13 protein-coding genes are annotated in these 11,571 nt (G+C 62.9%); 8 read left to right on the forward strand and 5 right to left on the reverse strand.

Going from position 1 to position 11,571, the window contains the following annotated elements; translation table 11 throughout:
* Nucleotides 1-4: 4 nt before the first annotated feature.
* Nucleotides 5-1,186 (reverse strand): penicillin-binding protein activator, encoded by a 1,182-nt coding sequence (locus So717_RS11885; protein WP_159977520.1) that lies wholly within the window; start codon nt 1,184-1,186, stop codon nt 5-7.
* An 84-nt stretch (nt 1,187-1,270) separates the two neighbouring features.
* On the opposite strand from So717_RS11885, the gene rsmI reads away from it, so the two are divergent.
* The 3 genes from rsmI to gshB all read left to right on the forward strand — a co-directional run bounded on the left by rsmI (nt 1,271) and on the right by gshB (nt 3,514).
* The gene (gene rsmI, locus So717_RS11890; protein WP_159977522.1) at nt 1,271-2,128 is read left to right on the forward strand and encodes a 16S rRNA (cytidine(1402)-2'-O)-methyltransferase; all 858 of its coding nucleotides are present in this window, start codon (nt 1,271-1,273) and stop codon (nt 2,126-2,128) included.
* A 9-nt stretch (nt 2,129-2,137) separates the two neighbouring features.
* Nucleotides 2,138-2,512 (forward strand): YraN family protein, encoded by a 375-nt coding sequence (locus tag So717_RS11895; protein ID WP_438810656.1) that lies wholly within the window; start codon nt 2,138-2,140, stop codon nt 2,510-2,512.
* Nucleotides 2,513-2,578: 66 nt separating this feature from the next.
* Nucleotides 2,579-3,514: a glutathione synthase gene (gshB, locus tag So717_RS11900; RefSeq protein WP_159977526.1), complete on the forward strand. Its 936-nt coding sequence runs from the start codon at nt 2,579-2,581 to the stop codon at nt 3,512-3,514.
* Here the strand turns inward: gshB and So717_RS11905 are convergent.
* The 4 genes from So717_RS11905 to cobU form a co-directional block, all read right to left on the reverse strand.
* Nucleotides 3,511-5,025, reverse strand: a complete 1,515-nt coding sequence (locus So717_RS11905; RefSeq protein ID WP_159977528.1) for a YifB family Mg chelatase-like AAA ATPase — start codon at nt 5,023-5,025, stop codon at nt 3,511-3,513. The genes gshB and So717_RS11905 overlap by 4 nt on opposite strands.
* 78 nt (nt 5,026-5,103) lie before the next feature.
* Entirely contained in the window at nt 5,104-5,784 is a 681-nt protein-coding gene (locus So717_RS11910) for a glutathione S-transferase (RefSeq protein ID WP_159977530.1), read from the reverse strand.
* A 60-nt stretch (nt 5,785-5,844) separates the two neighbouring features.
* Nucleotides 5,845-6,426 carry a histidine phosphatase family protein gene (locus So717_RS11915; protein WP_159977532.1) on the reverse strand — a complete coding sequence of 194 codons (582 nt, stop codon included), beginning with the start codon at nt 6,424-6,426 and terminating at the stop codon, nt 5,845-5,847.
* Nucleotides 6,423-6,944, reverse strand: a complete 522-nt coding sequence (gene cobU / locus So717_RS11920) for a bifunctional adenosylcobinamide kinase/adenosylcobinamide-phosphate guanylyltransferase (protein WP_159977955.1) — start codon at nt 6,942-6,944, stop codon at nt 6,423-6,425. The genes So717_RS11915 and cobU overlap by 4 nt, the downstream gene beginning before the upstream one ends.
* A 97-nt stretch (nt 6,945-7,041) precedes the next feature.
* On the opposite strand from cobU, the gene So717_RS11925 reads away from it, so the two are divergent.
* From So717_RS11925 to So717_RS11945, 5 genes are all read left to right on the forward strand, one after another.
* A complete protein-coding gene (locus So717_RS11925) occupies nt 7,042-7,920 on the forward strand; it encodes an RNA polymerase factor sigma-32 (protein WP_159977534.1) in 879 nt (292 codons plus the stop codon).
* Nucleotides 7,917-8,729, forward strand: coding sequence for a ChaN family lipoprotein (locus tag So717_RS11930; RefSeq protein ID WP_238840872.1), 813 nt, complete (start codon nt 7,917-7,919; stop codon nt 8,727-8,729). Before So717_RS11925 ends, So717_RS11930 begins: the two co-directional genes overlap by 4 nt.
* A gap of 70 nt (nt 8,730-8,799) precedes the next feature.
* Nucleotides 8,800-9,993 (forward strand): bifunctional phosphopantothenoylcysteine decarboxylase/phosphopantothenate--cysteine ligase CoaBC, encoded by a 1,194-nt coding sequence (gene coaBC, locus So717_RS11935; RefSeq protein ID WP_159977536.1) that lies wholly within the window; start codon nt 8,800-8,802, stop codon nt 9,991-9,993.
* Between the two features lie 5 nt (nt 9,994-9,998).
* The gene (gene dut / locus So717_RS11940) at nt 9,999-10,469 is read left to right on the forward strand and encodes a dUTP diphosphatase (RefSeq protein WP_159977959.1); all 471 of its coding nucleotides are present in this window, start codon (nt 9,999-10,001) and stop codon (nt 10,467-10,469) included.
* Complete coding sequence (locus So717_RS11945) at nt 10,469-11,515, forward strand: HesA/MoeB/ThiF family protein (RefSeq protein WP_159977538.1); 1,047 nt, start codon at nt 10,469-10,471, stop codon at nt 11,513-11,515. Before dut ends, So717_RS11945 begins: the two co-directional genes overlap by 1 nt.
* The last annotated feature ends 56 nt before the right edge of the window (nt 11,516-11,571 follow it).

An 11,571-nucleotide genomic window follows, 5' to 3' on the forward strand; every position in this document is an offset into this window, starting at 1 on the left:
GACCTTAAAATCCGGCACCGCCGAAGGATTGGGGCGCCGGGCTCAGTATGGAGACTTGCGAGTCGATGATGGTTGCCACCGCCAGCCCGCGCTCATTGGTGCCGTCCGGGCGCAGGCGGAAGATGCCGCTGGCCCCGCGAAAGCCTGCGCCTTGTGTCAGCGCGTTGGGCGACAAGGCTTGGGTGTCGCCTTGACTGACCAGCGCGCCGATGGCGGCGATGCCGTCAAAGGCCAGCCCCCCGATCGGATGAGGCAGGTCACCATATGCGGCCTGATACTGTGCGCTGAAGGTTGCGGAGGCGGCGGGATCCGGCCCTGCAAACCAGCCGCCTTGTACGCCTGGCAGGCTGAGCGTCTGGGGCGGGATATCCCACCGCGTGAGCCCCATGAACTGTGTCGTCTCCGACGATATGCCTGCCTCGGGCAGGAGCTGTGACAGCAGCGGCAGGGCGCTGGCCGTGTCGGTCGTAAGGAACACCGCATCCGCTGCGTTGCCTTGCACCGCTGATCTGATCTGCGGGACCGATGCGATCACGTCCTGTTGCGACAGCGCGTACCCGACCGTGCCCACAATCGATCCACCCTGCCGACTGATGGCGGCGCTGATGGCGTCGCGGCCCTGTGTCCCGGCAGAATCCTGCCCATGAACGATGACGAAGCTTTGTTTGCCCTGGCCAAGCGCGTAGCTGATCATCCGATCAGCCGTGTTCTGAAACGTCTGGCCCAGCACAAAGACATTGCCGCCTGCGATAGCGGAATTGTTGGAGAAGGACAGGACCGTGACATTTTCATCCGCAACGGCGTTGCCCACCGCATTGGCCGAAGCCGCATAGACCGGGCCGAGGATGATCTTGGCACCTTCATCCACCGCCTTTTGCGCCTGTGCAGCTGCGGTTGCCGCGTCCCCGCCTGTCTGGAAGACGCGCAAGTCGACGGAGGCGCCGTTGAGGTCCCGCATGGCCAGACGCGCTGAATTCACAAGGCTTTGCGCCAGGATTTCATCCGTTGTGACGCCGGATCCACCCGGCACCAGAATGGCAACCGGCACAGGCTCACTCGTGTTGATCCCGGGTCCTGTGCCTAAACCCGCGCCCGGAATGGTGTCACAGGCGGCCAACAGCAGGAGTGCGCCAGGAAGCACCATGCGGTGCAAAGCCTTGCGGGCGGATTTGAAAACGGCAAACATATGCGGATACTCCAGCAATCAGGATTTGGTGCGCCAAAGGCGGGGTTGCCGCAATCATAGACGTCACGAAAGGCGGGTCCAGCGTTGAATTTCCAAAAGGCAGCCCTTGGCGCAGGGGTCTATTTTGTTGGCGTGCCCATCGGTACGGCGCGTGACATCACCCTGCGCGCGCTGGATGTGCTGGCCTCAGCGGATGTCTTGGCCGCCGAAGACACCCGCAGCCTGCGGCGCCTGATGGACATTCACGGTGTGCCGCTGGCGGGCCGCACGGTGGTGGCTCTGCATGATCACAGCAAAGCGGGGGTGATCGCGCGCCTGCTGGACGACGTGCGCGCGGGCAAGGCCGTGGCCTACGCCTCTGAGGCCGGAATGCCCCTGATCGCCGACCCCGGCTTTGAGCTGAGCCGCGCGCTGGCCGAGGCGGATCTGCCGCAGACCTGCGCGCCGGGGCCCTCTGCGGTTCTGACCGCGCTGGTGCTTGCCGGGTTGCCGACAGACGCCTTTCACTTTGCAGGGTTCCTGCCCAATGCAAAGGCCGCGCGCTGCGCCGCGTTGGAGGCTCTTCGGGAGGTGCCCGGCACGCTTGTCTTCTACGAGTCTCCCAAACGGCTGGCTGCCATGCTCAAAGACGCCGCAACCGTTCTGGGCGCAGAGCGTCAAGTCGCCGTCTGCCGGGAACTGACAAAGAAGTTCGAGGAGGTGCGCCGGGGCACGCTTGCCACGCTCGGCGCTGCTTATGCGGAGCACACCGTCAAAGGGGAGCTTGTCGTCTTGATCGACCGCAACCGTTCAGATTTTGTTAGCCATGATGACCTAGATAGCGATCTTGAACAGGCGCTTGAGGCCATGACCATGCGGGATGCCGTCGACATGGTCGCACGGGCCCATGATGTTCCGCGCCGCAAAGTTTATCAGCGGGCGCTGGAGCTGACGAAAGGATGACGCGTGGGGATTGAGGCACAGCGCAGTGCGCGCGGACAGGTGGCGTTTCATGCAGGCCACGCGGCCGAGGCCGTGGTGGCGCGGCATTATGAGGCCATGGGCTATTCGGTGGCAGAGGTCCGGTGGCGCGGCACGGCGGGAGAGATCGATCTGATTGTCCGCGACATCGCCGGGCTGGTCTTTGTCGAAGTCAAGAAAAGCGACAGTTTCGAGGCCGCCGCAACCCGGCTGACAACGCGGCAGATGCGCCGGATTTACACAGCAGCGGAGGAATACCTGGCCACCCAGCCGCTTGGCTCCTTGACCGAAGCGCGGGTGGACGTGGCCCTGGTTGACAGCATGGGGCAGGTTCAGATTGTCGAAAACGCCTTCGACGGGCTTTAGACGGGCTGGCCATTGAACCTTTGCGGTGACTGGGCCATGTAGAGGCGGTCAACGCGAGGAGCCGCCATGAAAATTGCCTTTCAAATGGACCCGATTGGGGATGTGGATATCGCCGCGGACAGCTCCTTTCGCCTCGCCGAAGAGGCGCAGGCGCGCGGGCATGAGCTCTTTTTCTACACCCCTGATCATCTGGCCTACCAGGAAGGTCGGGTCACGGCGCGTGGCCACGATTTGCGGGTTCAAAGGGTCCAGGGAGAGCACGCGCTGCTGGGCGAGCTTCGCGAGGTGGATCTGTCGGAGTTTGATGTGGTCTGGCTGCGGCAGGACCCTCCGTTCGACATGCACTACATCACCTCGACCCATCTGCTGGACCGGCTGACACCGGGTACGCTGGTTGTGAATGACCCGTTTTGGGTGCGCAACTACCCCGAAAAGCTGTTGGTGCTGGACTTTCCGGATCTGACACCGCCGACCACCATCGCACGGGATCTGTCGACCATCCGGGCGTTCAAGGAAAAGCATGGCGATATCATCCTCAAACCGCTCTATGGCAATGGCGGCGCGGGCGTGTTCCGCCTGGACGCTGAGGACCGCAACCTCAGCTCGCTCTATGAGCTTTTTACCGGGTTTTCGCGCGAGCCGCTGATTGTGCAGAAGTTCCTGCCGGCCGTCTCGAAAGGTGACAAGCGGGTGATCCTGGTCGACGGCGCGGTGGTGGGTGCGATCAACCGCGTGCCTGCGGCGGGGGAGACCCGGTCCAACATGCATGTGGGCGGTCGGCCAGAGAAAATCGGCCTGACCGAGCGGGACCGCGAGATTTGCGCCGCCATCGGGCCGCTGCTGAAGGACAAGGGGCAGATCTTTGTCGGAATCGACGTGATTGGCGACTATCTGACCGAGATCAACGTGACGTCGCCGACAGGCATCCAGGAGTTGGAGCGCTTTGACGGGGTGAATATCGCCGCCAAGATCTGGGAGGCGATCGAGGCGCGACGGGGCTAGGCGTCGGCGGGGCTGGCCAGGCGGAAGCTGATGGCTTCGGCGATATGTGGCCTGCGGACGTCGGCGGAACCATCCAGATCAGCGATAGTACGCGCAACCCGCATGACCCGGTGGTATCCGCGTGCCGAGAGGTTGAAGCGCTCGGCGGCGCGCAGCAGCAGGTCGCGGCCTTCATCATCTGGCCGCGCGATCTCTTCCAGGGCCTCGCCTTCGGCATCGGCATTTGAGCGCATGTCTGGCCGTGTGGCAAAGCGGGTCTGTTGCACCGCCTGCGCCGCTGCGACCCGTGCGGCAACGGTGTGAGAGGTCTCGCCGGTCGCAGGCAGGTCGAGATCGGTATAGGCCACAGGCGGCACATCGACGCGCAGATCGAACCGGTCCATCAGTGGCCCGGAGATGCGGCCGAGATAATCCTCTCCGCATTTGGGCACGCGCGCGCAGGCGCGGGCCGGGTCCGTCAAATAGCCGCATTTGCAGGGGTTGGCCGCCGCCACCAGCATGAACCGGCAGGGGTAGCGCACATGGGCGTTGGCGCGGGAGATCATCACCTCGCCGGTCTCGACCGGCTGGCGCAGCGTTTCCAGCACGTTGCGCTGATATTCCGGGAACTCATCCATGAAAAGCACGCCATTGTGTGCTAGCGATACTTCCCCCGGCTTGGCCAGACGCCCGCCACCGATGATCGCCGCCATTGAGGAGGTGTGGTGCGGATCGCGAAAGGGCCGATCACGCGTGATGCCGCCTTCGTCGAGCAGACCCGCGACGGAGTGGATCATCGAGGTTTCCAGCGCTTCGACAGCGGTCATCGGAGGCAGGATGCCGGGCAGGCGCTGTGCCAACATGGACTTGCCCGACCCCGGCGTGCCGATGAAGATCAGATGGTGGCGACCCGCCGCTGCGATTTCTAATGCACGTTTTGCGCGTTCCTGTCCTTTGACCTCCGACAAGCAACGGGTGTTTGTCGTGGCTGTGATTTCGCCAGGCGCAGCTTGTGCGAGGGGCACCTGGCCCGAGAAGTGCCGCACAACATCGCCGAGCGTTGCGGCGGCGGTCACGCGCGCGTCGCTGACCCAGGCGGCCTCCTTGCCGCAGGTCTCCGGGCAGAGCAGCCCGAAGCCTTCGGCCGCGGCGGTCATGGCGGCGGGCAGCGCACCGGTGACAGGCACCAGTTTGCCGTCCAGCGAGAGTTCTCCGAGGGCGACAACGGACTGTGTGATATCCTTGGGGATGATCTCCAGCGCGCCCAGCAGCGCCACGGCAATCGGCAGGTCAAAATGGCTGCCCTCTTTTGGCAGGTCCGCTGGGCTGAGGTTGATGGTGACCTTCTTGGAGGGAAAGGCGATGGCCATGCCCGAGAGAGCCGCGCGCACCCGCTCCTTGGCTTCTGAGACGGCCTTGTCGGGCAGGCCGACGATGCTGAACCCCGGCAGGCCGGGCGCCAGTGAACACTGCACCTCGACAAGGCAGGCCTCGACCCCGCGAAAGGCCACCGAATGTGCAAGAGCGACCACGTTTTTCCCTCCAGACCATCTTGGTTAATCGGTACGTCAGGGGTGTTTATGAAAGGTTAACAATTGGGTGGCCTGTCTTCAGACCGGCCAGGGGCCAGCTGTTCCATGCACAGGGTAGGGAAACGGGTCATAGCGCACCTTCAATCCTTCTGCACGCCAAGTTTGGAAGGCCGGGTCTGCCAGGGTCTTCATGCAATACTCTCGGCTGGTGTCGGACACGGGCAGGTCATAGCCGACAATGCGCGCGGCCACTGGTGCGTAGAACACATCGGCCAGCGAGTAGGCGCCCATCAACCAGCCGTCAGCGGCCCCAGACAGGGCGCGCGCTGCTGACCAGATCTCCTCGATCCGGTCCAGGTCAGCCAGCACGGCGGCGGAGGGTTGAAACCCAGTGTTGACATGCGCCAGTTGCATCGGGCAGGCCGCGCGCAGCGCGCTGAAGCCACTGGCCATCTCGGCGCACAGCCATCTGGCGCGGATGCGCAGGGCCGGGTCTGTGGGCCAAAGCCCGGCCACCGGGTGACGTTCTGCCAGCGTTTCCGCCATGGCGAGGGTTTCCCCGATCACGTCACCCTCAGGCGTGCGCAGTGCCGGAACGAGGCGTGCGGGCGCGAGAGGCCCAAGGTCTGCCGCCATGGTTCCGCTATAAAGGCCCACCAAATATGCGCGGTAGGGCAGCTTGAAGTTTTCAAGCATCAGCCAGCCCCGCAAGGACCAGCTGGAGAAGGTTCTGTCGCCGATGTAGAGATCATATGTCATATGGCGGACGCTACATGTGGCGTCCCCAGCAAGACAAACGACGAATTGTGAGGGATTGCATCACGGAGTGTGATTGACCTCCTCCACCGACGCGTTTCCGGCCGCCCATATGATCCGCGTGGTTGAGAGATTGGCAATGTCATAAGACAGCGCCTTATAGGGTGTCAGCCCCATGCCGCGCTGGATTTGCGTAAGGATGACACCGATATGCGCCGCTGCGATGATCTCAGCATCGGGGTAGAGCGCATTCAGCCGGTCCACGCAGCGGTTGATCCGGGCGGCGGCGGCGTTCCAGCTCTCTCCCTCCGGTGGGGCGACATCCCCGGGCTGTTCCCAATAGGCGCGGCTCAGCACAGGATCGCGCTCGGCCACTTGAGAGAAATGCAGGCCATCCCAGACGCCGAAATTGAACTCTCTGAGATCCGCCATATCCGTCAGGCGGCTATGCCCGGTGCCCTGTATCGCGTCTGCTGTGGCTGACGCGCGCCGCAGGTCTGATGAGACGAGAATACCCTGATCCGGCAGGTGATCCTGCAGCCGTTTGATCCGCGCGGTGTCGGACAGGTCAGCGGGCACGTCCCGCCATCCGACAAACGCCTTCTCATGGGTGGGGCCATGGCGCACCCAATGCCAGACCGTCATGGCAGCTGCCCCTTCAACACCTGCGGCAACCCCGCAACGACCAGCACGGTCAGATCGGATTGTGCCGCAAGCGCGATGTTGAGCCGTCCTTGAGCCTCGCGAAACTGTCGGGCCAGCGCGTTGTCGGGCACGATGCCGTGCCCCACCTCGTTTGATACGATCACCACGGGCGCCGGGCAGCGGTTCAGAGACTTCAGCAAGCGCGATTGTGCCGGAGCAATCTCGGCCTCATCCATCATCAGGTTTGTCAGCCACATGGTCGCGCAATCGATCAGCACGGCCTGAGTCGGGCAGCGGTCAGACAGGGCCCGCGTTAACTCTTTTTCTGCCTCTAAATTGAGCCAATGATCACTTCTTCGCGATTTGTGGTCCTTGATGCGCAGTTTTATTTCATCGTCAAAAGCGCGCGCCGTGGCCAGATAGACGGGGTCTAACCCGCTGTTCAATAAAAGCTTTTCTGCCCACAGAGATTTGCCTGATGCAGCGCCACCTAGCACGAAGGTCAGTTTTGGCAACATTTTATAAACCTTTGCGGTGAACCAATCAGAGTTAACGTGCGTACCTATATCAATTGTACACGGCAAGGTGTGCTTCATCTGAACGGGAGATGTCGCGATGGCTTTGGATACGGCAAGAGATATGTCACTCTCGCGAACCGCGATGAAAGCGGAGTTGCTGGATGCTGAAACAGAGCTGCGGCTCGCCTATGCTTGGCGCGACGAGCGATGTGAAAAATCCCTGCACAGGTTGATCACTGCCTATATGCGCCTGGCAATTTCGATGGCATCCAAGTTCAAGCGCTACGGCGCGCCGATGAATGATCTCATTCAAGAGGCTGGGCTGGGCCTGATGAAAGCGGCAGACAAATTTGACCCGGACCGCGGCGTGCGGTTTTCGACCTATGCGGTTTGGTGGATCAAAGCGTCTATTCAGGACTACGTGATGCGCAACTGGTCGATGGTGCGCACTGGCTCCACATCGTCGCAAAAATCTCTGTTCTTCAACATGCGCCGGGTTCAGGCGCGTCTTGAGCGCGAGAGCGCTGCCGCTGGGGAAGTGCTGGATCGGCACCAGCTGCGTCAGATGATATCGACCGAAATTGGCGTGCCTCTGCATGATGTGGAGATGATGGAGGGGCGCCTCTCCGGCTCCGACTATTCCTTGAACGCGACGCAATCCACAGAAGATGAAGGTCGCGAGTGGATTGATGCGTTGGAGGATGAAAGCGCGCAGGCGGCTGAGACGGTTGAGCAATCGCACGACACCGAGCAACTGCGGGAATGGCTGTTGAAAGCGATGGGGGACCTCAATGAACGCGAGCGGTTTATCGTGCGCGAGCGCAAGCTGCGCGACCAGCCGCGCACGTTGGAGAGCCTTGGCCAGGAGCTGAAGTTGAGCAAGGAGCGGGTGCGACAGCTGGAAGCGGCCGCCTTTGGCAAGATGCGCAAGTCACTGGAAGGGCAGTCGCGCGAAGTGCTTCACTTCCTGGCGTGACACCACGGACGGCTGGAATTTCTGGGGCGGCAGTCGCTCTGCTGGTCGCTACCGCAGCATATACAGGCAGCGCGCCGCCACCGGCAGCGCTCACAGCAGACGTCGTTTTCATTGGCGAACAACACGACAATCCCGCACACCACGCGCTTCAAGCGGACTGGGCGGAGGCACTCGACCCTGCGGCGATTGTTTTCGAAATGCTCACACCTGAGCAGGCGGATCGCGTCACGCCCGATGATCGAACCTCACAAGATGATCTGGCAGTGGCGCTCGACTGGACGGCCTCTGGCTGGCCGGACTTTGCAATGTATTACCCAATTTTTGCGGCGGCACCCGACGCGGTGATCTACGGCGCTGGTGTGCCACGCGATCAGGTTCAGGGCGCGATGCACGAAGATATCGTCAGCCTGTTCGGCCTCGACAGCGCGGCGCGCTTCGGACTTGACCAACCTTTGCCGGAGGTGGAGCAGGCTGAACGTGAACAGATGCACGCCGAGGCGCATTGCAACGCCCTGCCGCCTGAGCTTTTGCCGATGATGGTCTCCATCCAGCGGCTGCGCGATGCGACACTGGCGCGGGCGGCGCTGACCGCGCATCAGGACACCGGCGGGCCCGTCATCGTCATCACCGGAAATGGCCACGCCCGTGCCGACTGGGGCGCCCCGCACTATCTGGATGCGGCTGATCCGAAACTGTCTGTCTTTGCCTTCGGGCAAGGGGAAGGCGGGACCACCCCTGCAGGGACTTTCTCCGGCGTGGCGGATGGCCCGACGGTGGATCGCGGCAACCCCTGCGATGCCTTTAACTGATGCGCGGGGCTGGTGGTTGGCCAGATGACCGCCTATGGTCGCGACACTGTCATGCGACGAGGGGCGCATCATGCTCAACGGACACCATATTCTGCTGATCATCGGTGGCGGCATCGCGGCGTTCAAGTCGTTGGATGTGATCCGGCGGCTGCGCGAACGCGGCGCCAGTGTGACGCCCGTTCTGACGCAGGCGGCGGAGCAGTTTGTGACGCCTCTCTCCGTGTCGTCACTGGCGGGGCGCAAGGTCTACCGCGATCTTTTTGATCTGACGGAGGAGGCGGAGATGGGGCACATCCAACTGAGCCGCGTGGCCGACCTGGTGGTTATTGCCCCTGTGACGGCGGATCTGATGGCCAAGATGGCCAGCGGCATTGCCAATGATCTGGCGAGCACCTTGCTTCTGGCCACGGACACGCCCGTCATGATTGCCCCCGCCATGAACGTGCGCATGTGGGAACATTCTGCAACTCAGCGCAACCTGCAGACCCTCATGGAAGACGGGGTGACCTGCGTGGGGCCGAATGACGGTGACATGGCATGCGGTGAGTTTGGCCCGGGCCGCATGGCCGAACCGCTCGAGCTGGTCGACGCCATTGCCGCCAAGCTGCGCGCGGGCCCTCTTGCGGGCAAGCGTATTCTGGTCACATCGGGCCCGACGCATGAGCCGATTGACCCTGTCCGTTATATCGCCAACCGCTCTTCGGGCGCGCAGGGCACGGCAATTGCCAATGCGCTTACTGGGCTTGGGGCCGAGGTGATCTTTGTCACCGGACCTGCTACCGCGCCGATGCCGCAGCACGCAAAGATCGTGCCGGTGCAGACCGCGCGGGAGATGCTGGCGGCTGCGGAGGACGCACTGCCGGTGGATGCCGCGATCTTCACCGCCGCCGTCGCCGACTGGCGTGTGAAGAGTGCCAGTGCACAGAAACTGAAAAAGTCCAAGGATGGGCTGCCGCTTCTCGACTTTGAGGAGAACCCGGACATTTTGCACCATATCGCGACATTGTCGGACAAACGCCCCGGCCTTGTCATTGGCTTTGCCGCTGAGACCAACGATGTGGTGGACCATGCGACCGCGAAACGGCTGCGCAAGGGCTGCGACTGGATCGTGGCCAATGATGTGTCAGCCGGTACTGGGGTCATGGGCGGAGCCGACAATACGGTGACAGTCATTGATGACAGTGGCGTGGACAGCTGGCCCAAGATGACCAAGGCCGAGGTTGCGCGCCGCCTGGCTGAGCGGATCGCGCAGGCGATGAGTTGACCGCGATGCGCCCGCCCTCCGACCCTCTCTCCATCCGCCTCACCTGGGACGCGGGCGCCGATACCTCCATTGGCTTGCCTGCCTATCAGACAGCCGGGGCTGCTGGGGCGGATGTGCGCGCAAATCTGGCCCAGGGAGATATCGAGATCGCACCCGGCGCGCGCGCTCTTGTTCCCACCGGACTTCGGATGGAGATCCCCGAAGGGTTCGAGGTGCAGGTGCGCCCACGCTCCGGGCTGGCGCTGAAACACGGGATCATGCTGGTGAACAGCCCCGGCACCATCGACAGTGATTATCGCGGGCCGGTGGGCATTCTGGTACTGAACGCGGGCGAGGCGCCCTTTGTGGTCACCCACGGGGTGCGCATCGCGCAGCTGGTGGTGGCACCCGTGGTGCAGGCCCGTTTCGCGCTGGTGTCCGAATTGGATGAGACGACGCGCAGCGCAAGCGGTTTTGGCTCAACAGGACGGTTCTGATGCTTTTGGTTTTTGCAATGGCGGGTGCGCTTTGGGGCGTTGGCGCGCTGATGGGCGCGCCGCGGTCGACGCGGGTCACCATGCTTGTGGGGCTCTATTTCGGAGTTCTGATCATACAAGTCACGCTGCCTGCCGATAGCCCGCTGCGGCTGGCAACGGGTGAAAGCCCGGCGCTGTGGATGATCCTTGGCGGGTTTGGTTTGATTGCGGTTGGATATCGCCGGGGCCTGCGTGCCTTGCGCGCGCGGGCCGATGAGCGCGAGGACACCTCGGCTCGGCAAACTCCCAAGCCTGGCTTTAGCGAGGCTGAGCTGAACCGCTACGCACGTCACATCGTGCTGCGTGAGATTGGCGGCCCGGGCCAGAAACGGCTCAAGGAGGCGCGAGTGCTGGTGATCGGGGCTGGGGGCCTGGGCGCGCCCGCTCTGCAATATCTGGCGGCAGCCGGTGTCGGCTGCATTGGTGTGATTGATGACGACAAGGTTGAGAACGCCAATCTGCAGCGGCAGGTCATCCACAAGGACCAGTCCATCGGCACGCCGAAAGTCTTCTCGGCACAAGCTGAGATGACAGCGCAAAACCCGCATGTGACTGTGCGCCCTTACGACCGGCGCCTGACCGAAGAGATCGCGGCGGAGCTGTTCGCCGAGTATGATGTGGTCTTGGATGGGACGGACAACTTCGAGACGCGGTATCTGGCCAATCGGATGGCGGTGGACCTGCAGAAACCGCTGATATCCGGTGCGCTCAGCCAATGGGAAGGACAACTGAGCGTGTTTGATCCGGCCTATGGCGCGCCTTGTTATCAGTGCATCTTTCCGAAGGCCTCCGCAGCAGAGCTTGCGCCCTCGTGCGCAGAGGCCGGTGTGCTTGGACCGCTGCCGGGGGTCATCGGCGCCATGATGGCGGCTGAAGCGATCAAGGTCATCACCGATGCGGGCACACCGCTGCGCGGGCAAATGGTGATCTATGATGCGCTTTATGGCGAAAGCCGGTCCATCGCGATTGCGCCCCGGCCCGACTGCCCGGTGTGTGGGCAGGGTTGAGCCTGCGCGGCTTGTTCCCCCGCCACGACCCGCATAGCGTGTACCAAAAAAGGAGA

It is taken from the genome of Roseobacter cerasinus (genome assembly GCF_009811755.1).
GTDB lineage: Bacteria > Pseudomonadota > Alphaproteobacteria > Rhodobacterales > Rhodobacteraceae > Roseobacter > Roseobacter cerasinus.